The organism is Mitsuokella apri, from assembly GCF_047974105.1.
Taxonomy (GTDB): domain Bacteria; phylum Bacillota; class Negativicutes; order Selenomonadales; family Selenomonadaceae; genus Mitsuokella.
In genome coordinates this window covers 181,662-208,322 of sequence record NZ_JBHYRS010000001.1, presented here as the reverse complement: position 1 = coordinate 208,322, position 26,661 = coordinate 181,662, and the positions used below count along the sequence as shown (strand labels likewise).

At 55.0% G+C, this 26,661-nt stretch carries 29 protein-coding genes; 25 read left to right on the top strand and 4 right to left on the bottom strand.

The annotated features are described in order from the left end of the window. The first annotated feature begins 11 nt into the window (after positions 1-11). From ACE419_RS01045 to ACE419_RS01025, 5 genes are all read left to right on the top strand, one after another. Entirely contained in the window at positions 12-698 is a 687-nt protein-coding gene (locus ACE419_RS01045) for an NAD(P)H-dependent oxidoreductase (protein ID WP_435720728.1), read from the top strand. A 30-nt stretch (positions 699-728) separates the two neighbouring features. Further along, a complete protein-coding gene (locus ACE419_RS01040; protein ID WP_435720727.1) occupies positions 729-1,199 on the top strand; it encodes a flavodoxin in 471 nt (156 codons plus the stop codon). A 17-nt stretch (positions 1,200-1,216) separates the two neighbouring features. Continuing rightward, positions 1,217-1,870 (top strand): flavodoxin, encoded by a 654-nt coding sequence (locus ACE419_RS01035; RefSeq protein ID WP_435720726.1) that lies wholly within the window; start codon positions 1,217-1,219, stop codon positions 1,868-1,870. Positions 1,871-2,082: 212 nt separating this feature from the next. Next, positions 2,083-2,310: a hypothetical protein gene (locus tag ACE419_RS01030; RefSeq protein ID WP_435720725.1), complete on the top strand. Its 228-nt coding sequence runs from the start codon at positions 2,083-2,085 to the stop codon at positions 2,308-2,310. Next, complete coding sequence (locus ACE419_RS01025) at positions 2,307-2,969, top strand: DUF4405 domain-containing protein (RefSeq protein WP_435720724.1); 663 nt, start codon at positions 2,307-2,309, stop codon at positions 2,967-2,969. Before ACE419_RS01030 ends, ACE419_RS01025 begins: the two co-directional genes overlap by 4 nt. Before the next feature lie 86 nt (positions 2,970-3,055). On the opposite strand, the gene ACE419_RS01020 is transcribed toward ACE419_RS01025, so the two are convergent. Next, positions 3,056-3,982, bottom strand: coding sequence for a ketopantoate reductase family protein (locus ACE419_RS01020; protein WP_435720723.1), 927 nt, complete (start codon positions 3,980-3,982; stop codon positions 3,056-3,058). 17 nt (positions 3,983-3,999) lie between these two features. Next, positions 4,000-4,422, bottom strand: a complete 423-nt coding sequence (locus tag ACE419_RS01015; protein WP_435720722.1) for a PPC domain-containing DNA-binding protein — start codon at positions 4,420-4,422, stop codon at positions 4,000-4,002. A gap of 311 nt (positions 4,423-4,733) precedes the next feature. Here ACE419_RS01015 and ACE419_RS01010 point away from each other — a divergent pair, with 311 nt between their 5' ends. Then, positions 4,734-5,687: a magnesium transporter CorA family protein gene (locus tag ACE419_RS01010; protein ID WP_295631452.1), complete on the top strand. Its 954-nt coding sequence runs from the start codon at positions 4,734-4,736 to the stop codon at positions 5,685-5,687. 9 nt (positions 5,688-5,696) lie between these two features. Beyond that, entirely contained in the window at positions 5,697-5,924 is a 228-nt protein-coding gene (locus ACE419_RS01005) for a hypothetical protein (RefSeq protein WP_435720721.1), read from the top strand. A 92-nt stretch (positions 5,925-6,016) separates the two neighbouring features. Here the strand turns inward: ACE419_RS01005 and ACE419_RS01000 are convergent, their stop codons facing one another. After that, positions 6,017-7,267, bottom strand: coding sequence for a purple acid phosphatase family protein (locus ACE419_RS01000; protein WP_435720720.1), 1,251 nt, complete (start codon positions 7,265-7,267; stop codon positions 6,017-6,019). Positions 7,268-7,439: 172 nt separating this feature from the next. On the opposite strand from ACE419_RS01000, the gene amrA reads away from it, so the two are divergent. Next, the gene (gene amrA, locus ACE419_RS00995; protein ID WP_435720719.1) at positions 7,440-8,828 is read left to right on the top strand and encodes an AmmeMemoRadiSam system protein A; all 1,389 of its coding nucleotides are present in this window, start codon (positions 7,440-7,442) and stop codon (positions 8,826-8,828) included. Then, positions 8,821-9,693, top strand: coding sequence for an AmmeMemoRadiSam system radical SAM enzyme (amrS, locus tag ACE419_RS00990; RefSeq protein WP_435720718.1), 873 nt, complete (start codon positions 8,821-8,823; stop codon positions 9,691-9,693). The genes amrA and amrS overlap by 8 nt, the downstream gene beginning before the upstream one ends. 10 nt (positions 9,694-9,703) lie before the next feature. On the opposite strand, the gene ACE419_RS00985 is transcribed toward amrS, so the two are convergent. Next, positions 9,704-10,384 carry a TVP38/TMEM64 family protein gene (locus ACE419_RS00985; protein WP_432647038.1) on the bottom strand — a complete coding sequence of 227 codons (681 nt, stop codon included), beginning with the start codon at positions 10,382-10,384 and terminating at the stop codon, positions 9,704-9,706. Positions 10,385-10,631: 247 nt separating this feature from the next. Here ACE419_RS00985 and ACE419_RS00980 point away from each other — a divergent pair, with 247 nt between their 5' ends. The 16 genes from ACE419_RS00980 to rplB all read left to right on the top strand — a co-directional run bounded on the left by ACE419_RS00980 (position 10,632) and on the right by rplB (position 26,651). Beyond that, entirely contained in the window at positions 10,632-11,909 is a 1,278-nt protein-coding gene (locus ACE419_RS00980) for a hypothetical protein (protein WP_435720717.1), read from the top strand. Positions 11,910-11,983: 74 nt separating this feature from the next. Then, a complete protein-coding gene (locus tag ACE419_RS00975; protein ID WP_439784182.1) occupies positions 11,984-12,862 on the top strand; it encodes a glucosaminidase domain-containing protein in 879 nt (292 codons plus the stop codon). Between the two features lie 102 nt (positions 12,863-12,964). Further along, positions 12,965-14,584: an ABC-F family ATP-binding cassette domain-containing protein gene (locus ACE419_RS00970; protein ID WP_435720716.1), complete on the top strand. Its 1,620-nt coding sequence runs from the start codon at positions 12,965-12,967 to the stop codon at positions 14,582-14,584. Between the two features lie 12 nt (positions 14,585-14,596). Beyond that, positions 14,597-16,198, top strand: coding sequence for an ABC1 kinase family protein (locus ACE419_RS00965; RefSeq protein ID WP_435720715.1), 1,602 nt, complete (start codon positions 14,597-14,599; stop codon positions 16,196-16,198). Between the two features lie 183 nt (positions 16,199-16,381). Continuing rightward, a complete protein-coding gene (aroH, locus tag ACE419_RS00960; RefSeq protein WP_435720965.1) occupies positions 16,382-16,738 on the top strand; it encodes a chorismate mutase in 357 nt (118 codons plus the stop codon). A 134-nt stretch (positions 16,739-16,872) separates the two neighbouring features. After that, the gene (gene tkt / locus ACE419_RS00955) at positions 16,873-18,879 is read left to right on the top strand and encodes a transketolase (protein WP_435720714.1); all 2,007 of its coding nucleotides are present in this window, start codon (positions 16,873-16,875) and stop codon (positions 18,877-18,879) included. Between the two features lie 260 nt (positions 18,880-19,139). After that, positions 19,140-19,397 (top strand): ribosomal L7Ae/L30e/S12e/Gadd45 family protein, encoded by a 258-nt coding sequence (locus ACE419_RS00950; protein WP_435720713.1) that lies wholly within the window; start codon positions 19,140-19,142, stop codon positions 19,395-19,397. Between the two features lie 70 nt (positions 19,398-19,467). Continuing rightward, a complete protein-coding gene (rpsL, locus tag ACE419_RS00945) occupies positions 19,468-19,851 on the top strand; it encodes a 30S ribosomal protein S12 (RefSeq protein WP_005842087.1) in 384 nt (127 codons plus the stop codon). 54 nt (positions 19,852-19,905) lie between these two features. Then, positions 19,906-20,376 (top strand): 30S ribosomal protein S7, encoded by a 471-nt coding sequence (gene rpsG, locus ACE419_RS00940; protein WP_005842089.1) that lies wholly within the window; start codon positions 19,906-19,908, stop codon positions 20,374-20,376. Between the two features lie 57 nt (positions 20,377-20,433). Continuing rightward, the gene (gene fusA, locus ACE419_RS00935; RefSeq protein WP_435720712.1) at positions 20,434-22,512 is read left to right on the top strand and encodes an elongation factor G; all 2,079 of its coding nucleotides are present in this window, start codon (positions 20,434-20,436) and stop codon (positions 22,510-22,512) included. A 17-nt stretch (positions 22,513-22,529) separates the two neighbouring features. Continuing rightward, entirely contained in the window at positions 22,530-23,723 is a 1,194-nt protein-coding gene (gene tuf / locus ACE419_RS00930; RefSeq protein ID WP_435720711.1) for an elongation factor Tu, read from the top strand. 174 nt (positions 23,724-23,897) lie between these two features. After that, positions 23,898-24,209, top strand: a complete 312-nt coding sequence (gene rpsJ / locus ACE419_RS00925) for a 30S ribosomal protein S10 (RefSeq protein WP_014423834.1) — start codon at positions 23,898-23,900, stop codon at positions 24,207-24,209. Between the two features lie 18 nt (positions 24,210-24,227). Continuing rightward, the gene (gene rplC, locus ACE419_RS00920) at positions 24,228-24,872 is read left to right on the top strand and encodes a 50S ribosomal protein L3 (RefSeq protein ID WP_435720710.1); all 645 of its coding nucleotides are present in this window, start codon (positions 24,228-24,230) and stop codon (positions 24,870-24,872) included. 23 nt (positions 24,873-24,895) lie between these two features. Then, positions 24,896-25,519, top strand: a complete 624-nt coding sequence (gene rplD, locus ACE419_RS00915) for a 50S ribosomal protein L4 (RefSeq protein WP_432648469.1) — start codon at positions 24,896-24,898, stop codon at positions 25,517-25,519. Then, positions 25,519-25,800 carry a 50S ribosomal protein L23 gene (gene rplW / locus ACE419_RS00910; protein WP_432647888.1) on the top strand — a complete coding sequence of 94 codons (282 nt, stop codon included), beginning with the start codon at positions 25,519-25,521 and terminating at the stop codon, positions 25,798-25,800. The genes rplD and rplW overlap by 1 nt, the downstream gene beginning before the upstream one ends. A gap of 23 nt (positions 25,801-25,823) precedes the next feature. Continuing rightward, positions 25,824-26,651 carry a 50S ribosomal protein L2 gene (gene rplB, locus ACE419_RS00905; RefSeq protein ID WP_071599949.1) on the top strand — a complete coding sequence of 276 codons (828 nt, stop codon included), beginning with the start codon at positions 25,824-25,826 and terminating at the stop codon, positions 26,649-26,651. Positions 26,652-26,661: the final 10 nt, after the last annotated feature.

Below are 26,661 nucleotides of genomic sequence, written 5' to 3'. Positions count from 1 at the left end.
GGGATGAGGACATGAACCGCAGAGAATTTCTAAAATTGACCGGCATGGGCGCGATGACGATATTGTTGAGCGGCTGCGGCCTGTCGGCTCTGCTCGATGGACAAAAGGATAAGGCACAGGGCGCGGCTTCAAGTCCCGGTGCTGTTTTCGGGAGGCAAAATATGAAGATAGTGGTGATTACCAGCAGTCCGCATCCACACGATGAGTCCACGTCGATTTATCTCGCGGACCGCTTTACGAAAGGCGCGGAAGCTGCCGGACATGAGGTGTTCACATTTGACGCTGCCAACAGCGAGACGCATCCGTGCCGCGGCTGCGACCAGTGCCATATGGACGGTCCGTGCATCTTCAAGGATGACATCGAGAACACGCTGATGCCGAAGATGCTCGAAGCCGACCTGCTCGTCTTAACGACACCGCTTTATTATTTCGGCATGTCGGCACAGCTCAAGACCATCGTCGACCGTTTTTATTCGCGCACGGGCAAACTGCATAACAAAAAGTCCATCCTGATTGCCACGGCCTACAACCGCGACGACTGGACGATGTCGGCTCTTGTCGACCATTACGACACGCTGGTCCGCTACATGGAGTGGCAGGATGCCGGCAAAGTGCTCGGCATCGGCTGCGGCTCACGGTCCCTTGTCGAACATTCTCAGTTTGGCGACATGGCCGAGAAGATGGGTAAAAATCTGTGATATTTTGATATTTTATAGAAGGTGACTGTTGTGAGCAAAAAGCTCGTAGCTTATTTTTCCGCCACGGGGACGACAAAACGCGTGGCGGAGCGCCTGGCTAAAGCCGCCGGTGCGGACCTTTTCGAGATTGTGCCGGCCGAGCCGTATACTTCGGCAGACTTAAACTGGACGAATAAAAAGAGCCGCAACGTCCTCGAGCGCGATGACGATGCGTCGCGTCCGGAGATTGTCGGCAAGGTCAAGAATATGGCGGACTACGATACTATTTATCTGGGATTCCCGATTTGGTGGTACATCGCGCCGCGCATCATCTACACATTTGTAGAAAGCTATCATTTCGCAGGCAAGAAAATTGTGCCGTTTGCAACCTCGGGCGGCAGCGGCATGGGCAGGACCGTAGAAGACCTCAGGCGCATCTGCCCCGAAGCCGACTGGCAGGCGGGCAAAGTACTCAACGGTTTCTCGGATAGCAAACTCGCAGACTGGGCTAAATCCTATTAAGAAACGGAGCTGAACTTATGAAAATCAAGAAAATCCTGATGCTCGTTCTGGGCGTTATCATGGCCGTGGCTCTGGTCGGCTGCGGCTCGAGTGATTCGGCCGGTGCTTCGGGCTCTTCTTCGCAGAAGGCCGTCGTAGGTGAGAATTCTTCGTCTTCGTCGGATTCAACGCAGCAGGCTTTGGGCAGGAAGGCTCTGGTCGTTTACTACACGAATACGGGCCGCACGGAACAGGTCGCGAAGGATCTCGCAAAAGCCAAGAACGCCGACATCATGAAAATTGAACCGACAAATGAATATACGAAAGAGGACCTCGACTACAACAATCCCGACAGCCGCGTCAGCAAGGAGCATGACGACGAGTCCCTGCGCGACAAGATCACGCTGAAGAAGACGACACCGGACAATTGGGCCGAGTATGACACGGTCTACATCGGCTACCCGATTTGGTGGGGCATTGCCGCTTGGCCGATGAATGCCTTTGTCAAGGGCAATGACTTCACGGGCAAACATGTCGTGACGTTTGCCACGGCCGCGAGCTCGCCGCTCGGCAGCAGCGGACAGCTGCTGAAGGAAATGGCCGGGGGTAAGGGCGACTGGCAGGACGGTACCTGCTTCACGGGCCGCATTGACGATGCCAAGGTCGCAGAATGGGCCAAATCCCTGAAGTAATCTGCGGACAAAAAAGATTTTTAGCGGAAAGAGCAGGAACGATGTGATCGAAACACATCATTCCTGCTTTTTCTATAGAGAAAGCTTTCATAGATGAAACGTATTGCACTGCCTAAGATATAAGCATTTCACATTACGGGCATATCTTGCTATGATAAAAGCAGAAAAGGAAAAGACCATCGGGGCAGATTTATTGAGAAAGGAAGATGAACATGCTGGAACGATATAGAAAAGATTTGCCGGGCCTTTTGATGAGTCTGCTCGTTTTGGCAGGCCTTGTCTACGCCTGGCTCTGCTTTACCTGCGTCCTGCGTCAGGGGCACGTTTCGGAAGATGACTATGTTCATATGACACAGCAGATTGTGAAAGACAGCGTCAAAGAGGGGCCTATGCCGGCCGCTTGGGACTATGAGAAGAATTTGAATGAGGTACGGCCATGAGATATTTACTCGATGTACTTTTGCTGCTGCTGCTCGTCTTTGAGATGAGTTTTCTCTATCTGCCGCCGTTTTTCCATGAAGTCGTAGGGGCTGCTCTGCTCATCCCGATTTTCGTGCACCTCTATCAAAACCGTTTTTTCTTCAAAGCTTTGACAAAGGGCAGATGGTCTCTGCCGCGCGTGCTCGGGGCAGCTGTCAATCTGCTCCTCGCTGCAGCGTGCCTGACGTCGATGATCAGCGGCTGTCTGATCTCAAATATTTTGTTTGCCGATATCATGCCTTTGTCGCTGCGCAGCAATCCTGTGCTGTTTTCGCTGCACAGCGCCTCGGCAAGGTGGTTCCTTGTTTTTGCCGGTCTGCACTTTGGCCTGCATGCAAGTGTTTGGTGGCAAAAGCTCCAACGCACGGCGGGCATCACGAGCCGTCCTTTTCCTGCGAAGGCCCTGATGGGCGTGATGGGACTGCTGCTTGCTGCGGGCGGCATCTATGCGGCCCTGCAGGATAAGCTTTTACAGAGGCTGGAAGGCGCACATGTCTTTATGACGCCGGCTCTGCAGTACGACACGGCTGGCTATATCCTGACGCAGCTTGGTATGTTCCTGCTCTTTGCCGAAGCGGGCTGGCTGCTCTGGCAGTTGGCCCTTCAGCGCAGGCCTTGATATACGGACCGGACAAAAGAAAAGCCTTGCTCCTTATATAATGGAAGGAACAAGGCTTTTTTATTTGTCGTCGCGTTCAGGCAGCTTCAGGCAAGGCCGTGAGCTTTGCACCAGTCGTCAATTTTTTTGTAAAGCGGTGTGGGCACGTGGTATTTTTTTCCGAGCGTGACAATGCGCGAGACGAGGCCAGAGAATTCCGACGGACCGCCCGCGGCGACGTCGCGCTGCATCGAGGTCGTGAGGCCCGGTGCAAAGGCATCCATGAGCCTGAGGTCCGTCGCGACGAGGTCGCGGTCGAACGTGACGCCCATGGCATGGCCGAGGGCTTCGACTTCTTTGACGAGGCCGATAAAGGTCTCGCGGACTTCCTTATTCTCCTGAAACGCTTCGCTCGTGACGCCGAAGTAGAGACAGGCTGCGCCCATTGGGGAGACGAAGGAAAACTTCGTCAGGGCATCGCGCTGAATGTCATCGGTGAAATGGGCGTGGATGTCGGCCGCGCGCATGATTTTTTCAAGCTCTGCAGCCTTTTCTGCGAGGCGGCTGTCCTGACCCGGGCGGAAGCCGTAGAAGACGCGCAAGATTTCCTGCGGCTGCTCGATGACGCCGGGGCCGCTGCGCTTGGCAAAGACGTAGATGCAGCCGTCGAGCACGGTCTTATCAGGCAGTTTTTCCTGCATGACGGCACCTGTACCGAAGACATTGAGAATCGGGATGACGAGGGTGTCGGGGCCCGCGATGCGGCGCGTGAGCTCGATGGCCGCCTCAAGGCTGTAGTACTTGACGCAGATGAAGAGCACATCGGGGGTCTCGTGGTAATCATCGGCAGATACGGCTTTGCAGGGCTCGATATGGATATCCCCGCGATGGTTCGTGTGGATGGTCAGGCCCTTTTCCTGCATGGCCTTTAGATGTGCGCCGCGCGCGAGGAACGTCACGTCATTGCCGGCATTGGCGAGATAGCCGCCGATGACGCCGCCCGTGCCGCCGACGCCGAAGATGGCAAATTTCATAATGAAAGAAAGCTCCTTTAGAATTTCCAAATGTTCAGGCCGGTTTCGGGGCTCTTGACGCGGTCGACCGTGCCATTGAGCTTCGTGATGACGATTTCCGCCGTCGCGCTGATGTAGGCTTCGTTCAGGTGGCCGCCGTGCGCGAGACCCTGTTCGTCGCCGAGCGCGATGTGGAAATGGCTGTAGGGCTTGCCGTTCATCGTGTCAATCGTGCCGGTCAGCGAGAGCATCTCGAAGGCACCTTCAAGCGTATTGGCGTAGTATTTCTGTTCCGGCACATTGTAGACGCCGATGACGGCCTTCTTGACCGCACCGAGTCCCTGTACCATGGCGAGCTCGATTTTTTCCATGGCCGCGACCTTCATGAGGGATGCGACGATTTCGTCATTGGGGTCGAGCCGCACGAGCAGATGTTTCTTATCAATTTTCGTATATTCCATGGGAATCACCTCTTGTATGTTATTCGCTTTTTTCGGCGGGAATCCTGCTTTTATGAGGCTGGTCAGCAGCCTGCAGGCATCTGCCGCTTAACATATTTTTTACATGCGGGAGCTGGACAAAATCGCGGCGTTGGTAATATAATGAAATGCGGAAAAGTTGGCAGTATGCAATGAGAAAGGAAGGTGGGAACATGGACGATCACCCTAGTACGATAGATCCCAAGCGAAGAACAGATACGAACAGGGAAATGACGTCCATCTCCTGCCTTTGACAGCTGGTGGAGTCTTCCCGCTGAAAGGAGATTCTATCCATGCTGCAAATCTATAAATCCCTTGAGAGCGGCCCGCTGCAGGAGCTGACGCTCAAAACACTCGAGAAGGGGGCCTGGATCAACATCGTCGACCCGACGCCGTACGAGCTCAAGGTCGTCAGCAATCTCACCGAGGTTGACCCGGACTTCCTGCGCTCCGCACTCGATGATGAGGAACGCTCGCACACCGATGTTGAAGAGAACTCGGTCATGGTCCTGACGAATGTGCCGGTGTTCCGCGGCGAGGACAGCTACGATGCCCTGCCTCTGGCCATCATCGTGACGGATGAGTACATCATCACCGTCTGCCTCGAAGAAACGCCCGTCATCACGGAATTCAATGAGCGCACATCGCGCCTGTTCCGTACCTATAAAAAAACGCGCTTTCTGTTCCAGATTCTTTATAAATCGGCGACGTACTTTCTGCGCTATCTGCGCCAGATTTCGAAGCTCTCCGATGAAATCGAGGATCAGCTGCGCCACGATATGAAGAACAGTGAAATCCTGCGCCTTTTGGAGCTGCAGAAGGGCCTGACGTATTTTAACGCGGCCATACGCTCGAACGGCGCCGTGCTCGACAAGCTGCTGCGCATGCGCAACAACACGAGCCTGACGCCAATTCTCAAGGCGTACGAAGAGGACGAGGACCTTCTCGAGGATGTCATCATCGAGAACAAGCAGGCGAAGGAAATGGTCGAGATGTACAGCAAAATCCTCGCGCGCCTCGCCGATACGTTCTCGTCGATTATCTCGAACAACCAGAACCTCGTCATGAAATTCTTGGCGGCCATGACGATCATCCTCGCCATCCCGACGGTTGTCTCGAGTTTCTTTGGCATGAACGTGCCCGTGCCGTTTGCCGACAACAGCCATGGCTTCCTTTACGTCATGTGCATCGCGTTCGGCATCAGCATCGTCAGTGCCTATGTGCTCTGGCACCGCGATATGTTTTGAGGAAAAACGATGATACTTGCCGAAGCAAAACTTCGGGTCGGCGTCATTTACGGCGACCCTGAGAATCACGAATACGTCTACATGCCGGGCAGCGAACTCGGCGTCAAGGACCCCGTCTGCGTTTATGAAGACGGGGCAGGGCGCTTCGATGTTGATATGCACGAAGCCCTGCGCCTTATCCGCGTGCGCAGCCTGAAGCCGGCGAAGCACCCGATTTGGGGCGAGAGTTCCTGCTGAAAAGGGCTTGACCGCAAAAAAAGACGATAGAAGAAATATGCCACGATGCCTTGTCGTGAGTGTCTCTTCTATCGTCTTTTTCTTTTATACTTTTATTTTGTCAGCACGACGCGGTCGATGAGCGTGCCGTCCTCGAGATAGCAGGCCGTGCTGAGTTTTTGCGGCGAGGCGGTCAGCGTCAGGTAGTTGCGGTAAGTCTTCGGGTCGGACTGGTCGAGGCTGACTTTGTCGAAGGTCGTGTCGGGCGGCACGAAGTAGCGCTCGTTGCCGGCAGGGCCGAACATCAGATAGACGGGGCCGTGGTCCGCGGGCTTTTCGTCATAAATATGGCCGCGGTTGCGGTAGGTGTGCATGTGGCCCGTGAGCACGAGGTCGATGCCGAGCGCGTCAAAGGCCTTCATGAAATCGTGGCCGACATCACTGATGCCGCCGGCGTGGCCCGCAACGGGCTGATATTCGTCGTAGGCAATGATGTCCTTGTGCATGAGCACGACTTTCCACGGTTTCTGTGAGCTCTGGGCATCGTGTTTGAGCCAGAGCAGTTCTTCCTGCAAGAGTCCGGGCTTTAACTCGTCGAGCTCTTCAAACTGCGTGTTGAGCACGAGAAAATGCACGGGGCCGTAGTCAAAGGAATAGTAATAGCCGTCAAAGTTCCGGCTGCCGTTAGGCGGCACGGAAAAGGCGGCGAGATAGCGGCGCGGCAGGGCAAACTGCCAGTCGAGTCCGTAGCATTCGTGGTTGCCCATGACCGGCACAAAGGGCAGCGTTTTGGCCCTGCATTCGTCGAGCACGGAAAAAAACGAATCCCAGTGCCACGAAGACTGGCCGTTGTCCGTGAGGTCGCCAAGGTCCGCGAGAAAAGCGGCATCTTTTTGGCGGGCGAGGGCTTTCGTCAGGAGATTGGCAAAGGGCTCGTACGTCTCGCCGCATTGGGAATCATCGATGAACAAAGCCGTAAAGGCCGTGAGCTCTGCCGCAGGCGTCACGATGGCGAGAGAAAGGGCTTCATCGGCCATCATAATCGTGCCGTGGTACGTCGAAGCGGGCTGAAGATTTTCAAGATGTACGGTGTAAAACGTCGTGGTCGTATCATCCTGCAGCAGGGTATTGGCCTCGGGTGTAAAAGACGCCTCCGTGCCGTCGGGATTTTTGAGCACGAAAGAAGCATTCTCACGCGCTCCGTCTGTCTGCCACATAATGGTGCGGCTGCGCGAAGCGTCCTTCGTGATGATTTGGCGTGGGAATTTTATTTTGAGGTCCATGGCGGCGGCCGGCACGAAGCGGCCAAGACCTAAGGCAATCAGGGCGCTCGTGCAGAGCTTTAGGAAATTTCTTCTGGTCATATGGGACATAATGCCTCCGTTTTTCTTCTATTATAATACAGAATGAGCCGTACTTCTTATGATTTTGCTGTGATATGGCAGGATTTTCACAAATTTTCTCGTAATATTAACTTAGTAATGTAAAGAAACACCATGGAAAAAACATGGATTACAGGATAGAGGAGGGATTTCCATGTCAATTCTTGCAGCTGTGGCTGTGCCGCATCCGCCGATTATTCTGCCGGAAGTCGGTCAGGGCGAGGAAAAAAAGATTGCGAAGACGAGTGCGGCGTATCACGAGGTCATGCAGCGCGTCGCGGCACTTGAGCCGGATACGGTCGTCATCACGAGCCCGCATGCGACGATGTACAGCGATTATTTTCATATTTCACCGGGCAAAAAGGCTACGGGGGATTTTGCGGCCTTCCGCGCACCGGAAGTGCAGATTGAAGTCGATTATGATGAGGCTTTTGCGAAGACGCTCGCGGCTAAATGCATGCAGGAGGACCTGCCCGCAGGTTTCCTCGGCGAGCGCGAACCTTCTCTCGACCACGGCACGATGATACCGCTCTATTTTCTGCAGCCGGAGCTCAAAAAGCCCGTGAAAGTCGTGCGCATCGGCCTTTCGGGGCTTTCTGCCGACGTGCATTACCGCTTTGGCGAGCTCATCCGCGAGACAGCCGAAGAACTCGGCCGCCGTGTAGTCTTTATCGCGAGCGGCGACCTCTCGCATAAGCTTAAGGCCGACGGCCCTTACGGTTTTGCCAAGGAAGGGCCTGTCTTTGACCATGATGTCACGGAAGCTCTGGACCGCGCGGATTTCCTCTCGCTTTTGACCATCAGCCACGACCTCGCCGAGGGCGCGGCCGAGTGCGGACTGCGTTCGTTCTGGATTATGACGGGCGCTTTGGACCGGCAGAAAGTCGCAGGCGAGCTTCTGTCGTATGAGGGGACCTTTGGCGTCGGCTACGGCGTGGCGTATTTAAAGCCTTTAAGCGAAGATGATTCGCGCGATATCGGCAGGCAGCTGCTGCAGAAGGAAAAGAAGGACATCGAAGCCCTGCGCGCGAAGGAAGACGGCTATGTACACCTCGCGCGCCTGAGCCTCGAGACGTATGTCAGGAGCCATGTCTTTCTGCCCGTGCCGAAGGATTTGCCCGAAGACCTGCAGGACAGGCAGGCCGGCTGCTTTGTCTCCATCAAGAAGGAAGGACGCCTGCGCGGCTGCATCGGCACGCTGGCCCCCGGCAGGCGCAATCTCGCCGAAGAAATCATCTGTAACGCCGTTTCAGCCGGCATGCACGACCCGCGCTTCCCGCAGGTCACGCCCGAGGAACTTCCTCGGCTCGTCTACGATGTCGATGTGCTCTCGGAGCCTGAGCCCATCGACTCGCCGAAACAGCTCGATGTCAAGCGCTACGGCGTCATCGTGCAGTGCGGCGAACGCCGCGGCGTGCTGCTGCCGGACCTCGCCGGCGTCGACACCGCCGCGCAGCAGATTGACATCGCACGGCGCAAGGGCAACATCGGCGCCAAAGAAAAATACACGCTCTGGCGCTTTGAGGTAACGCGCCATGTCTGACCCTGCAGAAAAAACAGCCGCCTATGCCATCTGTACGCTCTGCCCGCATCACTGCCATTTAAAGGAAGGGGCCGTCGGCTTCTGCCGTGCCCGCAGAAATGAACATGGCAGAGTCGTATCGCTGAATTATGGCAAACTGACATCGGCGGCCCTTGACCCGATTGAGAAAAAGCCGCTTTACCACTTTCATCCGGGCAGTTTCATCCTGTCAGTCGGCAGCTTTGGCTGCAATCTGCGCTGCCCGTTTTGCCAGAATTACACGATTTCGCAGGCCGGGGCTGATGGCTTCGAGGGGGAAAGGCTGCCCACGGAGCAGGTGACGCCAAAAGAAATCGCGGCTGCCGCGCAGCGCCTTGAAGAAACTTCTGGAAATATCGGCGTGGCCTTCACGTACAACGAGCCTTTAGTCGGCTATGAATTCGTCTATGATACGGCGAAACTGCTCAAGGAGAAAAATCTTGCCGTCGTGCTTGTGACGAATGGCCAAATCGAGAAAGAGCCCTGGGGAAAACTCCTTCCTTACGTCGATGCCGTGAACATCGACCTCAAGGGTTTTACGCAGGATTTTTACAGCTGGCTTGGGGGCAGTCTTGAGACAACAAAAGCCGCCATTTCCATGGCGGCAGCAAATCACGTACATGTGGAGGTCACGACGCTCGTGATTCCGGGGAAAAATGACAGCCCTGCGGAAATGGCAGCGGAGGCAGAGTGGCTCGCCGGGATTTCCCCTGAAATCCCGCTGCATCTCTCGCGGTATTTTCCGCGCTATCATGTAAAGATCCCCATGACGCCGTATCCTACGCTGAAAAACTTAGCGGCGATCGCGGGGCGCCATCTGCGTTTTGTCCATCTCGGCAATGTCTGACTTATGCTTTTTATGCTTCCGAGGCTTTCTTGGCCGCGCGCTTTTCGTAAATCCAGGCCCCGACAATCAGCAGAACGGCAAAGATGCAGACGACGATGAGGCGTGTCGGATCCTCCTGATGCGTGATTGTATCGTGGCCGATGATGGCCTCGATGCCCGTTGAGGGGAATTTGCCGACAAATGAGGAGATGACGTAATCGCGCATCGACATGGCGGAGATGGCGCCGAGTGCGTTCAGAAGGATGGAAGGGAAGTACGGGACCATGCGCGCGATCAGCATGACGACAAAGCCGCGCTTGCCGCTGTATTTATCGAGGTTCGCCAGCGTCCTGTGCTTGCTGATGATTCTTTCGGCCGCATCGCGGAAGAAGAAGCGCAGCAGCACGAAGCTCAGCGTCACGCCGACGGTCTCAGCGACGACGGACAGGAAAATGCCCCAGAAAATGCCGAAAATCAGCGTGTTGGCCGTAGAAAAAATGATGGCCGGCGGGAAGCCGAGCGCGTTGACAAAAAGGGTCAGCAGAAAGCTGAAGAGCACGGCCCAGGGACCAAATGAAGCGATGTAGACCGCTGTTTCCTTGATATCGCCGCGCGACAAAAGTCCCACAAGGTGCGGAAAAAATGCCGGATTAGCCAGATGAATGATGATGATGAGCAGGACGATGGCCAGAGCTGCAGCCACCTTGACCATGTTCATGGATTTTTTGATACGCAAAAGCAGACCCTCCTCAAACTGCTGCGGGCTTTCTCTAGAGGCTCAGCAGTTTCAATAAGACACAGTGTCATTATATCATTTCTTCTATGGAGATTGTATGGAGATGGCACGATTTTCCGCAGAGTTTTGACGAGTTTTGCCGGATCATTTGCCGGATTGATGGAGATTCGTCCGATTCTATGATAAAATAGAGGGTATAGTCTTTTAGCGAGGAGGAGTCAATATGCGGGAAATGCTGCCGGGCTTCCTGACAGCTGTATCACTTGCCGTTTCTCTTTTGCTGCTGCCGACCCTTTTTGTGCAGGCGGGAGCGGATTTTATGGGCGTTTACACGGCGTCCATGTTTATGGCCATAGCGGGCTGCCTGATTTTTGGCAGGCTCGGCCTGCCCGTGGCGGCAGCTCCTTCCGCAGCGCTTTCGGCGTGGCTGGTTTCCGTCATCATCCTTGCGCACGGCGTGAGCTGGCAGATGGTGCTCTTCATGGGCGCAGCCGTTTCGCTCGTGCTGACTTTGCTTTTGGGGATTCTCATAAAGTCGGGCCGGCTTAAAAGACTGGGCAGTCTCTTTCCTGCGTGCATTGCGGACGGCCTGCGCGGGGCCCTCGGGCTCATGCTGGTCTTTCAGGGATTCTATCAGGGGCATCTGCTGCTGGGGAGCCCGACCGGGCTTCTGCAGCTCGGCAATCTTTCGGACCCCGTGGCGTATCTTAGTCTTGCGGGCATCATCGCGATGCTCGCGCTCATGGCCGTCAAAAACCGCTATGCCGTGCTCGGCGGCGTCTTTGTCACGGCGCTGCTGGCTTTTATCGGCGGCTTCTGGGTCCTGCCGGACGCGCCTTTTTTCCTGCCCGAAGGCCTCGATAAGACGGGTCTTCAGCTCATATTCATGAACGGGTGGGATAATATAAGAGCGTGTGATTATGTCAATCTCACGCTTTTCCTGCTGCTGTACCTTTGCTTTACGAGCTGGGGCGGGCTTTCGGCCTTGATGCCGCAGGAAAAACGGCAGGAAGAGGGCCGGATGGCAAAGTCCGTGCTGACGCTCAGCGGCCTGAGTTTCGTCTCGTGCCTTTTGGGCTCGATGCCCCTTGCGCCCGCACCGGAGTCGGCCGTGGGGCAGTCCCTGGGCGGACGCTCCGGACGCATGGCTTACTTTACGGCGGCATTTTTGCTGCTGCTGCTCTTTGCCGAGCCGACGCTCCGGTCCATGGCTTCGTTCACGGCCATTCTCGCGCCGGCCCTGTTCGGTGCGGGGCTCGTGCTGCTGCAGGATTTTGCGCGCGCCTTTGCGGGCGGACTGCCCGAGAAGACGGCGGCAGGGCTGCTCTTTTTGCTGCTGCCGCTCACGCAGAACATTGCAGCGGGAATAGGCGCTGCCTGTATCGCCTATGTCAGCCTCAAAATCCTGGCCGGCGAAAGCAGGGAAGTCAGCGTATTCCAGCGGCTGCTGGCCGTTCTCTTCATCCTGTATTTTTTCTTTGGCTTTTGGTCCATCGTATAGGTTTAAAGTAGTTTGCAGTATTGAAGTTTTAAAGTGCGTTTGAGTTTGTAGTTTGATAAGGAGTGTTCGTATTCGTGTCAAAGCATTGGAATTCTTATGGAAAATATTTGTTAACGGGCGTTGTTCTTGGTTCGTTCCTGTTTTATGCACCAACCGTCACAGAGGCAAAGCGTGTCCATAAGGCACCGCAGAGCAGCGCGGAAGTCACGGTAGCGGTACCGGATGTGGCTGAGAGGGCACAGAAGACGCGCGTGCGTGCGCATCAGACGGAGCCGAAACTCGATATCCATCAGGACCTGCGCGGGGAAGACCAGCTGCATGCGACGTCCGAGAAAGAACTTTCGGGCGGCAGCGATTTCCAGTCGCGCATTCACAATATCCTGTATCCGTCGGATGGGGCGGCTTCATCCATGACGCCGCTTGCCGTGCCGGCCACGGTCTCTGCCTACGATGATTCCATCATCGGTACGCCGCTTGCCAGTCAGGAACAGTGCGTGCGCTATCTCTTAAGCAACAATCCGTATCCTGACATCACGGTCTCGCCGCAGCAGCTCGTTGCCTACTATTATGAAGAAGGCGCGCGCGAGGGCATCCGTCCGGATGTTGCCTTTGCTCAGGCCCTGAAGGAAACGGGCTTCTTCCGCTATGGCGGCGATGTTATCCCGCAGCAGAACAACTACTGCGGTCTTGGCACGACGGGCGGCGGCGTCAAGGGCGCGTTCTTCCCGACGGCACAGCTCGGCGTACGCGCCCACATCCAGCACCTTTTGGCCTATTCCTCGACGCGCGAACCGAGTGAGCCGGTCGTGGACCCGCGCTATCAGCTCGTGCGCGATTCCTACGGCACGCGCACGCTCGGCAAATGGGAAGACCTCAACGGCCGCTGGGCCGTACCTGGCTATACGTACGGCCAGAGCATTCTCTCGATGTTCCGCGCCATGCTGACCGAATAACGAGTGAAATATGAGGCTGCCTTCGGGCAGCCATACTATATTAGAAGAATTCATACATATCTTTGTCGTGTTTGTTTTATTAGAAAGGGATGAAATCACTAGATGATTACAGTCAATAATGTCAGCCTCCAGTTTGGCAAACGTGTCCTTTACAAGGATGTCAACCTCAAATTCACGCCGGGCAACTGCTACGGCATCATCGGTGCCAATGGCGCCGGCAAGTCGACATTTTTGAAGCTGCTGGCAGGCGACATTGAGCCGACGGGCGGCACGATTGAAATCACGCCGGGCGAACGCCTCGCCGTACTGCAGCAGGACCATTACGCCTACGATGATTACGAGGTCCTGCGCACGGTCATCATGGGCCACAAACGCCTCGTGGAAATCATGGACGAGAAGGACGCGCTTTACGCCAAGCCGGATTTCTCGGAAGAGGACGGCATGCGTGCTTCGGAGCTTGAAGCGGAGTTTGCCGAGCTCAACGGCTGGGACGCGGAATCCGAGGCTGCGCGCCTCTTGAATGGCCTCGGCATCCCGGAAAATGAGCACACGATGAAGATGGCAGACCTCACGGCGAAGGAAAAAGTCCGCGTGCTGCTCGCTCAGGCCCTGTTCGGCAGCCCGGACATCCTGCTGCTCGACGAGCCGACGAACCATCTCGATGTCGAGTCCATCAACTGGCTCGAGGATTTCCTCGCGAACTTCCCGAACACGGTCATCGTCGTTTCGCACGACCGCCATTTCCTCAATCAGGTCTGCACGTACATCTGCGATGTCGACTACGGCGAAATCAAGCTCTACGCCGGCAACTACGATTTCTGGTACCAGTCGAGCCAGCTCGCGCTGCAGCTGCAGAAGGAGCAGAACAAGAAGGCCGAGGAGAAAATCAAGGAACTGCAGAACTTCATCGCGCGTTTCGCCGCCAATGCCGCCAAATCCAAGCAGGCGACGAGCCGCAAGAAGCTGCTCGACAAAATCAAGGTCGAGGATATCAAGCCGTCTTCGCGCCGTTATCCGTACATCGCCTTCACGCCGGACCGCGAGGCCGGCGACCAGCTGCTGCAGGTCGACGGCATCTCAAAGTCCGTCGACGGCGAGCAGGTGCTCAAAAACGTCAGCTTCACGCTGAAGCGCGGCGATAAAGTCGCCTTTGTCGGCCCGAACACGCTCGGCAAGACGATGCTCTTCAAGATTCTCATGGGCGAGGAGCAGCCGGACGAGGGCACGTTCAAATGGGGCGTGACGACGACACAGGCATATCTGCCATCCGACAACTCCGCGTATTTTGACGGCGTGGACCTGAACCTCGTCGACTGGCTGCGCCAGTATTCGAAGGATCCGGACGAGACGTTCGTGCGCGGCTTCCTCGGCCGCATGCTGTTCTCGGGCGAGGAAAGCCAGAAAAAGGCTTCGGTCCTCTCGGGCGGTGAGCGCGTGCGCTGCATGCTCTCGCGCATGATGCTCTCGGGTGCCAACGTGCTGATTCTCGACGAGCCGACGAACCACCTCGACCTCGAGTCCATCACGGCACTCAACAACGGCCTGATTGCCTTCAAGGGCACGGCTCTTTTCGCCTCGCACGACCATCAGTTCGTGCAGACGATTGCGAATCGCATCATCGACATCACGCCGGACGGCGTCGTCGACCGGCTCTCGACGTACGATGATTTCTTAGCGAATGAAACGGTCAAACAGCAGCTTCAGGAGAAGTATAAGAAGTAAGGATAAGGTCCTATGCTCGATAAATTCTTGCAGAATGCGATAGAGGATGCAGGTGCCACGGCGCGCCTGCGGGAAATGATTGCGGTTCTTAGAAAGCGCGAGGTCGTGCGCGGCATGACGCCTGTCAAACTGCGTCAGGTCCTTGAGGACCTCGGCCCGACCTTTGTCAAGCTCGGACAGATCATGAGCATGCGCCCCGACTTTCTGCCGCCGGAGTACTGCGATGAGCTCATGAAGCTGCAGACCGGCGCCAAGCCGCTGCCGTTCCACGTCATCCTCGAGGTGATTGAACGCGAATACAGCCGCCGCTGGAATCAGATTTTTGAGTTCATCGACGAAGAGGCTCTAGGATCGGCTAGCATTGCGCAGGTACACCGCGCCGTGCTGACCACGGGCGAGAAAGTCGTCGTCAAGGTCCAGCGCCCCGGCATTTACGAAATCATGAGCAAGGATATCGTGCTGTTAAAGCGTGCGGCGACCCTCCTCAAGATCATCAGTCATTCGCAGGATGTCCTCGATTTCAACATGGTGCTCGATGAGATGTGGACCATTGCCAAGCAGGAGATGGACTTTCTCATGGAGGCGGACCATATCGAAGAATTCGAGCACCTGAACCGCGATGTCGACTACGTCGGCTGCCCAAAGGTCTACCGTCAGCTCTCGACCCAGCACATCCTCGTGCTTGAATTCATCGACGGCATCCGCATCGATGATTTCGATGCCCTGCGCGCCAATGGCTACGATATCAATCAGCTCGGCCGCCATCTCGGCGAAAATTACGTCAAGCAGATCATCGAGGACGGTTTTTTCCACGCGGACCCGCATCCCGGCAATATCTGGATTCGCAACGGCCGCATCATCTGGCTCGACCTCGGCATGGTCGGCAGGCTCTCGAGCCGTGACCGCCTTTCCATCCGCAAGGCGGTACTGGCCCTCGCGAATCACGATACGTTTGAAATGAAGGCAGCCGTGCTGTCACTCGGTGTCGTGCGCGGCCGCATCAATCACACGGCCCTGTATCAGGACATCGATGCCATGATGGCGCAGTACAGCTCGCTTGACTTCAATTCGCTGCAGATGGGCGTTTTGACGCGCCAGATCATGAACATCCTGCGCGTCCATCACATCGCCTGCCCGCAGGGGCTCTCGATGTTCGCGCGCGGCGTGCTGACCATCGAGGGCGTCATGCGCCTCTGCTGCCCGAAGGTCAGCTTTGTGGAGATTTTCGCCAAGAGCCTGTCCCTTGACTTCAAGAAGAATTTCAGCTGGCGCGACGAAATGGACAAGGTCAAGCGCGAAGGCCTCGTGCTCATGCGCAAGTCGGCCCAGCTGCCCGAACAGATCTCGGACATCCTGAAGATGACGATGAGCGGCCAGACCAAGGTCAATCTCGACCTGACGGGCTCGGAAGAGCCCTTAAACCGACTCGACAAGATGATCAACAAAATCATTTTGGCCGTGCTCTGTGCAGCCCTGCTTTTAGGTTCAAGCACCATCTGCACGACGAATATGACCCCGAAAATCATGGAAATCCCGCTGCTCGGCTTTGTGGGCTACCTCATTGCCTTTTTCCTGAGCATCCGCATCATCTGGGAAATTCACAAGGGCGTCTGACAAAAATATAAAATGGTCAATGAAGACCTGCTGCTTTTGCGGCAGGTCTTTTTATTTTGAGTGGCGCGTTTTGAGAGGACATGATAGAATGACAATGAACATAAGAAATTTTTGTTTTGGTTCAGGCATTGACAATATGGTATCTGGAAGTACAGTATCTGGGAAGGAAGAACGAGCATGAGCATGAGAGGCATACGCGGTGCGACGACTGTGGAGCACAATGAAAAGGAAGAAATCTGGCAGGCAGCAGCGGCGATGATGAAAGAGCTGCTGGCCAAAAATGAACTGCATACGGAGGAGATCGGCGCGGTGATCTTCAGCATGACGGAGGACCTCACGGCGGCATTTCCGACGGCCGGTGTACGGAAACTGCCGGGCTTTGACCTTGTGCCGCTCTTCGATGCGCGCCAGTGTGCCATCGAAGGCAGTCTGCCGATGTGCATCCGCGTGCTTGTGCTCGCAGATACGGAGAAAAAGCAGGCGGATATCCATCACGTCTATATGGGACGCGCGGTTTCCCTGCGTCCTGACATCGCCTGAACGATATGGAATTGATATCAGGTCATAAATTTTTGAAATGGCCCCTGTACTTTTCCTAGAAAATCTTGTAGAATATACCTTGTGAGAGGATTCATTAGGAATTTTCAGAATCAAGTGGTAAGGAGAGATACACTTTGAGTAACATCGACACCAAATGCGTAAACGCCATCCGTGTTCTTGCAGCGGATGCCATCCAGAAAGCAAAATCCGGTCATCCGGGCCTGCCCCTTGGCAGCGCACCGATGGCTTATGAGCTCTGGGCCAACCACATGAACCATAATGCGAAGGACCCGAAATGGGCCAACCGCGACCGTTTCATCCTGTCCGGCGGCCATGGTTCGACGCTTCTTTACTCGCTGCTCCATTTCTATGGCTACGGCCTGACGATGGACGACATGAAACAGTTCCGTCAGGACGGCTCGCTGACGCCGGGCCATCCGGAGTACGGCCACACGGTCGGTGTTGAAGCCACGACGGGCCCGCTCGGCGCCGGCATGGGCATGGCTGTCGGCATGGCCATGGCTGAGGCACATCTCGCTTCGATGTTCAACCGTCCGGGCTATCCGGTCGTCGACCACTACACGTTCGCACTCGGCGGCGACGGCTGCATGATGGAGGGCATTTCCTCCGAGGCGTTCTCGCTCGCTGGCACACTCGGCCTGTCGAAGCTTATCATTCTCTACGATTCCAATAAGATTTCCATCGAGGGCAGCACGAATATCGCCTTCACGGAAAATGTTCAGGCCCGCATGCGTGCGTTCGGCTTCCAGACCATCACGGTTGAGGACGGCAACGACCTCGAGGCCATCGGCAAGGCCATTGAAGAAGCCAAGGCCGATAAAGAACATCCGTCCTTCATCACGGTCAAGACGCTGATTGGCTACGGCTGCCCGGCAAAGCAGGGCAAGGCCAGTGCTCACGGCGAGCCGCTCGGCGAAGAGAACGTCAAGGCCATGAAGGAGAACCTCGGCTGGCCGGAGCCGGATAAGTCCTTCAACATCCCGCAGGATGTTTACGACCACTATGCAGAGCTCGCCAAGAAGGGCGAGGCTGCTGAAGAAGCCTGGAACAAGATGTTTGCCGAGTACTGCGAGAAGTTCCCGGAAGACAAGGCACGCTGGGAGAAATACCACACGGCCGTCAACGCCGAGGCCCTCTACAACAACGACGAATTCTGGGCTTATGAGGACAAGGCCGTCGCTACGCGCAATCTGTCCGGCAAGATGATCAACCGTCTCAAAGACATCATGCCGAACCTCATCGGCGGCAGCGCCGACCTCGCGCCGTCCAATAAGACGCATATGGAAGGCGAGGGCGACTTCAGCAAGACGAACTATGCGGGCCGCAACCTGCACTTCGGCGTCCGCGAGCTCGCCATGGCAGCCATCGCCAACGGCCTGACGCTGCACGGCGGCCTGCGCGCTTATGTCGCGACCTTCTTCGTCTTCAGTGATTACACGAAGCCGATGGTCCGCCTCGCAGCACTCATGGGCATTCCTGTGACGTATGTCTTCACGCATGACAGCATCGGCGTTGGCGAAGACGGCCCGACGCATGAGCCGATTGAGCAGCTCGCCATGCTGCGTTCGCTGCCGAATATCAACGTCTTCCGTCCGGCTGATGCCACGGAGACGGCTGCCGGCTGGTACCTCGCCGCTACGGCCACGAAGACTCCGACGGCCCTCGTACTCACGCGCCAAGCCCTGCCGCAGCTGCCGGGTTCCTCGAAGGAAGCCCTCAAGGGGGCGTATGTCGTTTCGGAAGCACACGATGCTGAGAACATGGACGGCATCCTCATTGCTACGGGCTCTGAGGTCTCGCTGGCGATCGAAGCCCAGAAGGAACTCGGCAAGAGCGGCCTCGATGTCCGCGTTGTCTCGATGCCGTGCATGGACCTCTTTGAGAAACAGGATGCTGCTTATAAAGAGAGCGTCCTGCCGAAGAAAGTCCGCGCCCGCGTCGCTGTCGAAGCGCTTTCGAGCTTTGGCTGGGGCCGCTATGTCGGCCTCGACGGTGCGACGGTCTGCATGGAAAGCTTCGGCGCTTCGGCACCGGCTGCTCAGCTCTTTAAGAAGTTCGGCTTCACGAAAGAGCATGTTGCAGAAGTTGCGATGAAGGTCATCGCTGCCAACAACGAATAAAAAATTCCCGTGAGGGAACTTGTATACTGCAGGAGCCTGCGCTAGAACAGGCTCCTGTTTTTTGTAATCTTTTTTATAAGCTGTCCTTGTAAAATAGACAAAAAGACCTGTTTTTGTGTTATAATATAAAAAAGACACGCTAGACAACGTGTACACACAAATCTTTATAAAATAAGTGTTGACAAGGGTTTTGGAGGGTGTTATATTATAGGAGTGCCTGATTTAAGCGCACGATTTAGTGATACAGGAGAGTGAAAGCAATGACACTGGATGCACTGAAAAGTGCCAATCGGGTGATGGGTATCAAGCAGGTTTCCAAAGCTGTGAAACGTGGCGATGCAGAAAACGTCTTCCTTGCGGATGACGCCGATGTGCGGGTCACGGAGCCGCTCATGAAGCTCTGCGAGGAACACAGCGTTCCCGTAGAACATGCAGTGACGATGGCAGACCTCGGCCACGCTTGTGGCATCGAAGTCGGCGCGGCAGCCGCGGCAGTCCTCAAACAGCCTATTTGTTAAAAACTCAGGAGCTTTGCTTCGGGGTTTTAATAAATAATAAATTCTCAATATGAAGGAAGGAGGTGCATGTATGCCTACTATCAATCAGTTAGTTCGTAAGAGCAGAAAGAGCATGCAGGAGAAGTCCAAAGCACCAGCACTCAAGAATTGCCCGCAGAAACGTGGTGTTTGCACGCGTGTTTACACGTCTACGCCGAAAAAGCCGAACTCGGCTCTGCGTAAGGTTGCCCGTGTTCGTTTGACGAACAGCATCGAGGTTACCGCATACATCCCAGGCATTGGTCATAATCTTCAGGAGCATAGCGTTGTTCTGATTCGCGGCGGTCGTGTTAAGGACCTGCCAGGTGTTCGTTACCACATCATCCGCGGCTCGCTCGATACTGCCGGTGTGCAGGATCGCGGCCAGGGCCGTTCCAAGTACGGTGCGAAGAAAGCAAAAGCGAAGAAGAAATAATGAAACGGTTCCTGCTTAGGCAGGAAAAATGCTAATGAAGAAGGAGGTAAAACAATGCCAAGAAAAGGTTCCGTACCAAAGCGTGACGTACTGCCGGATCCGGTGTACCACAGCAAGACGGTTACGAAATTCATCAATAAAGTAATGCTTTCCGGTAAGAAGAGCGTTGCTGAGCGCGTCGTTTATGATGCGTTTGAGACGATCCGTGCCAAGACGGGCAAGGATCCTCTCGAAGTTTTTGAGACTGCTCTCAAAAATGTTATGCCGGTCCTCGAGGTTCGCGCACGCCGCGTCGGTGGTGCTAACTACCAGGTTCCGGTTGAGGTCCGTCCGGACCGCCGTATGACTCTCGGCATCCGCTGGATCGTCAATTATGCTCGTCTCCGCGGTGAGAAGACGATGGATGAGCGTCTTTCCGGTGAGCTGATGGATGCAGCCAACAACACTGGCGCAGCTATCAAGAAGAAGGAAGATACGCATAAGATGGCAGAAGCCAACAAGGCTTTCGCTCACTATCGTTGGTAATACGCATGTTTCTTCTATTATAATAGAAGGGACAGATAGAGAAGGAGAACAAAGAAAGTGGCAAGAGAGTATTCCCTTGAAAAGACTCGCAACATCGGTATCATGGCTCACATCGATGCCGGTAAGACGACGACCACGGAACGTATCCTCTTCTACACGGGTGTCAACCACAAGATCGGTGAAGTACATGATGGTGCTGCAACGATGGACTGGATGGTTCAGGAGCAGGAGCGTGGTATCACGATCACGTCCGCTGCAACGACCTGCCATTGGAAAGGTCATCGCATCAACATCATTGATACGCCGGGTCACGTGGACTTCACGGTAGAGGTTGAGCGTTCCCTGCGTGTACTCGATGGCGCTGTAGCAGTTCTGACTGCCCGCGGCGGTGTTGAGCCTCAGACTGAGACCGTTTGGCGTCAGGCTGAGAATTATAATGTTCCGCGTATGGCATATGTCAACAAAATGGACATCACGGGCGCGGACTTCTACAATGTCATCAAGATGATGAAAGAACGCCTCAACGCAAACGCAGTTGCAATCCAGCTGCCGATCGGCGCTGAAGATACGTTCAAAGGCATCATCGACCTCGTCAAGATGGAAGCCATCGTCTATGAAGACGACCTCGGCAAAGTCGAAGACGAAGTTGCCATTCCGGATGACATGAAAGACCAGGCTGAGGAATACCGCGAAATCCTCCTCGAGGCTCTTTCCGAGCTCGATGATGACTTCATGGAAAAATACCTCGGCGGCGAAGACATCACGGAAGATGAAATCAAGGCAGTAATCCGCAAGGGTACGGTCGCATGCAAACTCTGCCCGGTTACCTGCGGTACTTCCTATCGCAATAAAGGCGTTCAGCCGCTCCTCGATGCAATCGTTGATTACATGCCGGCTCCGACGGATATCCCGCCGATCGCTGGTGTCAACCCGGAAACGGGCGAGGAAGATCATCGTCCGGCAAGTGACGAGGCTCCGTTCTCGGCACTCGCATTCAAGATCATGACGGATCCGTTCGTTGGTAAACTCGCATTCTTCCGCGTTTACTCCGGTATCCTCGATGGCGGCTCTTATGTGTACAACTCCACGAAGGGCAAGAAAGAGCGTATCGGCCGTATCCTGCAGATGCATGCCAACCATCGTAAAGAAATCGAGCGCGTATACAGCGGTGATATCGCTGCAGCTGTCGGCCTCAAAGACACGACGACTGGTGATACGCTCTGCGATGAAGAACATCCGATCATCCTCGAGTCCATGGTATTCCCGGATCCGGTTATCTCCGTTGCGGTTGAGCCGTCGACGAAGAACGACCAGGAGAAGATGGGCGTTGCTCTTCAGAAACTCGCTGAAGAAGATCCGACGTTCCGCGTCCGCACGGACCAGGAAACGGGTCAGACGATCATCTCCGGCATGGGCGAGCTTCACCTCCAGATCATCGTTGACCGCATGAAACGCGAATTCAAGGTTGAATGCAAAGTCGGCGAGCCGCAGGTTGCTTATCGTGAAACGATCCGCAAATCCGTTGAGTCCGAAGGTAAGTTCGTACGTCAGTCCGGCGGTCATGGCCAGTATGGTCACTGCTGGCTCAAACTCGAGCCGCAGGAACCGGGCGAAGGTTTCGCATTCGAGAACAAGGTTGTCGGCGGCGCTATCCCGAAAGAATTCATCAAGCCGATTGAAGATGGTGTTAAGCAGGCTATGGAAGCCGGCGTTGTTGCTGGTTATCCGATGGTCGACATCAAAGCAACGGTCTTCGATGGTTCCTTCCACGAAGTCGACTCCTCTGAGGCAGCATTCAAAGTTGCCGGCTCCATGGCATTCCGCAATGGTGCTGAAAAAGCAAATCCGGTTCTGCTTGAGCCGTATGTTAAAGTCGAAGTCACCGTACCGGAAGAGTACATGGGCGATGTCATCGGCGATCTGAACTCCCGCCGCGGCCGTATCGATGGTATGGAAGCGCGCAACGGTTCTCAGGTCATCACTGGCTACGTTCCGCTCTCCGAGATGTTCGGTTACTCGACTGACCTGCGTTCCAAGACTCAGGGCCGAGGGAACTACAGCATGGAAGTTGCTTACTATGATGAAGTTCCGAAAAATATTGCTGACAAGATTGTCGCAAAAAACAAAGGTGAATAAGGGAGGAAAAAATCACAATGGCTAAAGAAAAGTTTGAAAGAACGAAACCGCATGTTAACATCGGTACCATCGGTCACGTTGACCATGGCAAGACGACGCTGACGGCTGCAATCACGAAGGTTCTCTCCGAGACTCCGGGCTGCAAAGCTTCTTTCGAAGATTACGCTGATATCGATAAGGCTCCTGAGGAGCGTGAACGCGGTATCACGATCAACACGGCACACGTTGAGTATGAGACGCCGAAACGTCATTATGCACACGTTGACTGCCCGGGCCATGCTGACTATGTCAAGAACATGATCACTGGTGCTGCTCAGATGGATGGTGCTATCCTGGTTGTTTCCGCAGCTGATGGCCCGATGCCGCAGACTCGTGAGCACATCCTGCTCGCTCGTCAGGTCGGTGTACCGGCAATCGTTGTCTTCCTGAACAAGGTTGACCAGGTTGACGATCCGGAACTCCTCGAGCTCGTTGAGATGGAAGTTCGTGAGCTGCTCTCCAGCTACGATTTCCCGGGCGATGATGTTCCTGTTATCGCTGGTTCCGCTCTGAAGGCCCTCGAAGGCGACGAAGAGCAGAAGAAGAACATCCTCAAGCTCATGGAAGCTGTTGATGAATACATCCCGACGCCGGAACGCGATAACGCAAAACCGTTCCTGATGCCGGTCGAGGACGTCTTCACGATCACTGGCCGCGGCACGGTTGCTACGGGCCGTGTTGAGCGTGGTGAGCTCAAGATGAACGATACGGTTGAGATCGTTGGTCTGCAGGATGAGCCGAAACAGACGGTTGTTACGGGCATCGAGATGTTCCGTAAGATGCTTGATTTCGCTGAAGCTGGCGACAACATCGGTGCTCTGCTCCGTGGTATCGACCGCAAAGAGATCGAGCGTGGCCAGGTTCTCGCAAAGCCGGGCACGATTCATCCGCACACGAAGTTCAAAGGTCAGGTCTATGTTCTGACGAAAGAAGAAGGCGGCCGTCATACTCCGTTCTTCACGAACTATCGTCCGCAGTTCTACTTCCGCACGACGGATGTTACGGGCGTTGTCAAACTGCCGGAAGGCACGGAGATGGTTATGCCTGGCGATAACGTCGAGATGGAAGTTGAACTCATCACCCCGATCGCTATCGAGAAGGGCCTGCGCTTCGCTATCCGCGAAGGTGGTCACACGGTTGGTGCTGGCCGCGTAACGGAAATCGAAGGCTAATCTTCAAACTTAATCTTTTCATAAGAGCGGCGCTCGCGTCGCTCTTATTTAAAGGTTAAAATAAATATGGTACCCCCCAATGCGATGACGTGGCAGATGGCTCGGGTGTACCCGAGGGAACTGTTACGGAGAAATGTTTGGGCCAAGAGCCTGGACGATAAGGAGGAAAACAAATTGTCTAAGAATCAGAAAATCAGAATCCGTTTGAAGGCTTATGATCATAAAGCCCTCGATCAGAGTGCCGTAAAGATTGTCGATACGGCAAAGAAGACTGGTGCAATGGTATCCGGTCCGATTCCTCTTCCGACGGAAAAGAACATTTACACGATCCTGCGTTCCCCGCATGTCAACAAAGACAGCCGTGAGCAGTTTGAAATGCGCACGCACAAACGTCTGATCGACATCCTGCAGCCGACCAACAAAACGGTTGATGCACTGATGCGTCTTGACCTGCCGGCAGGCGTAGACATCGAAATCAAACTTTAATCCGAGGAGGTGGAATGAATGTCTAAAGCTATCTTAGGTAGAAAACTTGGTATGACTCAGATCTTCACGGAAGAAGGCAAGGTTGTCCCGGTTACGGTCGTAGAGTCTGGCAACAACGTTGTAATCCAGAACAAGACGGTTGAGTCCGACGGCTATAACGCAGTACAGCTCGGCTTCGGTGAAGTTAAAGATAATAAGGTAAACAAACCCCTGAAAGGCCATTTCGAGAAAGCTGGCGTAAAACCGGTTAAATTCATTCGCGAGATGCGTCTTGCAGATGCTTCTGAATATAAAGTCGGTGACAGCATCGGCGTTGACATATTTAGTGCTGGAGAACTTGTTGATGTTACGGGTACTTCCAAGGGCAAGGGTTTTGCCGGCGGTATCAAACGTCACAACTTCGCTCGCGGTCCTATGGGACATGGTTCCAAATCCCATCGTGAGCCGGGTTCCACTGGTGCCATGATTTCTGGTCCTGGTGGTCGTGTCCTCAAGGGCAAGAAACTCCCAGGCCGCATGGGTGGCGAGCGCGTTACGGTTCAGCGCCTCACGGTTGTCCGTGTGGATGCAGACCGCAACCTCATCCTCATCAAGGGTGCTATTCCGGGCCCGAAGAAGAGCTTTGTTGTGATCAAGAACACCGTTAAACCGGGCAAAAACTGATTGGAAGGAGGACACCAACAATTATGGCTACAGTAGCAGTTTATGACATCACCAACAATCAGGTTGGCGATATCGAATTGAATGACAGCATCTTCGGCGTAGAGATGAATGCAGGCCTCCTGCATCAGGCCGTTGTAATGCAGCTCGCAGCTCAGCGCCTTGGCACGCATGCCACGAAAACGCGCGGCTTTGTCCGCGGCGGTGGCCGCAAGCCTTGGAAACAGAAGGGCACGGGCCGTGCACGTGCTGGCTCGACGCGCAGCCCGCTGTGGGTTGGCGGCGGTACGGTCTTCGGACCGCATCCGCGCAAGTATGCGTTCAGCATGCCGCGCAAGCAGCGTCGCCTCGCACTGAAGTGCGCACTTTCCGATAAAGTCAAGAGCGGCGACCTCATCGTTCTCGAGAGCCTCAATTTCGATGCTCCGAAGACGAAACAGGTTGTCAAGATGCTCGGCGACTTCGGCGTAGATTCCAAAGCTCTCTTCATCACGGCTGATGAAGCTGAGAACGTTGAGAAATCCGCACGCAACATCTCGGGTGTAAAAGCCATCGACGCGCTTGGACTGAATGTTTATGATATCCTGAATCATAACAAGCTGTTCATCACGAAGGATGCCATCACCCGTATCGAGGAGGTATTCGCATAATGGAAGCACGTGATATCCTGATCCGTCCGCTGATCACAGAGAGAACGACTCAGCTCATGGCTGAAGGCAAATACGTCTTCGTTGTTGCGAAAGCAGCCAACAAGATCGAGATTGCCAAAGCAGTCGCTGACGTCTTCAAAGTAAAAGTTGAAAAAGTCAATACGGTTAACGTACTTGGCAAAACGAAACGCATGGGCCGCACGTCTGGCAAGCGCCCTGACTATAAAAAAGCTATCGTAAAGCTCGCTGCTGGCGAAAGCATCGAGTTCTTCGAAGCATAATCGAGAAAAGGAGGTAAATTTAAGTGGCAGTAAAGAGTTTTAAACCATATTCTGCAGGCAGACGCTTCATGACGGTCGCATCGTTCGATGAGATCACGGCAAGCAAGCCTGAGAAGTCCCTGACGGAACGCCTCAAGAAAAACGGCGGCCGCAACCAGCAGGGCCGTCTGACCGTCCGTCATCAGGGCGGCGGCCATAAGCGCCTCTACCGCGTAATCGACTTCAAGCGCACGAAGGACGGTATCCCGGCTCGCGTCGCTACGATTGAGTACGATCCGAACCGCAGCGCCCGCATCGCTCTCCTCAACTACGTTGATGGTGAGAAGCGCTACATCCTCGCACCGAATGGCCTCAAGGTCGGCGACCAGGTCGTTTCCGGTCCGGATGCTGATATCAAGGTCGGCAACGCACTCCCGCTCAAGAACATCCCGGTTGGTACTACGGTACACAACGTCGAGCTCAAGATCGGCAAGGGCGCACAGCTCGTCCGCAGCGCTGGTACGTCCGCACAGCTCATGGCTAAGGAAGGCGATTATGCACTCCTCCGCATGCCGTCTGGTGAGCTTCGCAAAGTTCACATCAACTGCCGTGCTACGATCGGTGAAGTTGGCAACCTCGAGCATGAGAACATCACGCTTGGTAAGGCTGGCCGCAACCGCTGGCTCGGTGTTCGCCCGGAGAACCGCGGCGTTGCCATGAACCCGAACGACCATCCACATGGCGGCGGCGAGGGCCGTTCCCCTGTTGGCCGCAAACACCCTGTTACGAAATGGGGCAAATGCGCTATGGGTGCCAAGACCCGCCGCAAGAAGGCTTCCGACAAGCTCATCGTCAAAGGACGTACGAAATAATAGAAATCGA

Bases quoted from the DNA above. Each gene is read 5' to 3' on its own strand.
- ACE419_RS01005 (WP_435720721.1), top strand. From the start codon at position 5,697: ATGATACTTGCCGAAGCAAAACTTCGGGTCGGCGTCATTTACGGCGAC.
- rplD (WP_432648469.1), top strand. From the start codon at position 24,896: ATGGCTACAGTAGCAGTTTATGACATCACCAACAATCAGGTTGGCGAT.
- ACE419_RS01045 (WP_435720728.1), top strand. From the start codon at position 12: ATGAACCGCAGAGAATTTCTAAAATTGACCGGCATGGGCGCGATGACG.
- ACE419_RS01025 (WP_435720724.1), top strand. From the start codon at position 2,307: ATGAGATATTTACTCGATGTACTTTTGCTGCTGCTGCTCGTCTTTGAG.
- ACE419_RS00965 (WP_435720715.1), top strand. From the start codon at position 14,597: ATGCTCGATAAATTCTTGCAGAATGCGATAGAGGATGCAGGTGCCACG.
- rplW (WP_432647888.1), top strand. From the start codon at position 25,519: ATGGAAGCACGTGATATCCTGATCCGTCCGCTGATCACAGAGAGAACG.
- ACE419_RS01030 (WP_435720725.1), top strand. From the start codon at position 2,083: ATGCTGGAACGATATAGAAAAGATTTGCCGGGCCTTTTGATGAGTCTG.
- ACE419_RS01010 (WP_295631452.1), top strand. From the start codon at position 4,734: ATGCTGCAAATCTATAAATCCCTTGAGAGCGGCCCGCTGCAGGAGCTG.
- ACE419_RS00950 (WP_435720713.1), top strand. From the start codon at position 19,140: ATGACACTGGATGCACTGAAAAGTGCCAATCGGGTGATGGGTATCAAG.
- ACE419_RS00985 (WP_432647038.1), bottom strand. From the start codon at position 10,384: ATGGTCAAGGTGGCTGCAGCTCTGGCCATCGTCCTGCTCATCATCATC.
- rpsL (WP_005842087.1), top strand. From the start codon at position 19,468: ATGCCTACTATCAATCAGTTAGTTCGTAAGAGCAGAAAGAGCATGCAG.
- ACE419_RS01000 (WP_435720720.1), bottom strand. From the start codon at position 7,267: ATGACCAGAAGAAATTTCCTAAAGCTCTGCACGAGCGCCCTGATTGCC.
- tuf (WP_435720711.1), top strand. From the start codon at position 22,530: ATGGCTAAAGAAAAGTTTGAAAGAACGAAACCGCATGTTAACATCGGT.
- amrA (WP_435720719.1), top strand. From the start codon at position 7,440: ATGTCAATTCTTGCAGCTGTGGCTGTGCCGCATCCGCCGATTATTCTG.
- ACE419_RS00970 (WP_435720716.1), top strand. From the start codon at position 12,965: ATGATTACAGTCAATAATGTCAGCCTCCAGTTTGGCAAACGTGTCCTT.
- aroH (WP_435720965.1), top strand. From the start codon at position 16,382: ATGAGAGGCATACGCGGTGCGACGACTGTGGAGCACAATGAAAAGGAA.
- rplC (WP_435720710.1), top strand. From the start codon at position 24,228: ATGTCTAAAGCTATCTTAGGTAGAAAACTTGGTATGACTCAGATCTTC.
- amrS (WP_435720718.1), top strand. From the start codon at position 8,821: ATGTCTGACCCTGCAGAAAAAACAGCCGCCTATGCCATCTGTACGCTC.
- ACE419_RS01020 (WP_435720723.1), bottom strand. From the start codon at position 3,982: ATGAAATTTGCCATCTTCGGCGTCGGCGGCACGGGCGGCGTCATCGGC.
- ACE419_RS01035 (WP_435720726.1), top strand. From the start codon at position 1,217: ATGAAAATCAAGAAAATCCTGATGCTCGTTCTGGGCGTTATCATGGCC.
- ACE419_RS00980 (WP_435720717.1), top strand. From the start codon at position 10,632: ATGCGGGAAATGCTGCCGGGCTTCCTGACAGCTGTATCACTTGCCGTT.
- rpsG (WP_005842089.1), top strand. From the start codon at position 19,906: ATGCCAAGAAAAGGTTCCGTACCAAAGCGTGACGTACTGCCGGATCCG.
- ACE419_RS01015 (WP_435720722.1), bottom strand. From the start codon at position 4,422: ATGGAATATACGAAAATTGATAAGAAACATCTGCTCGTGCGGCTCGAC.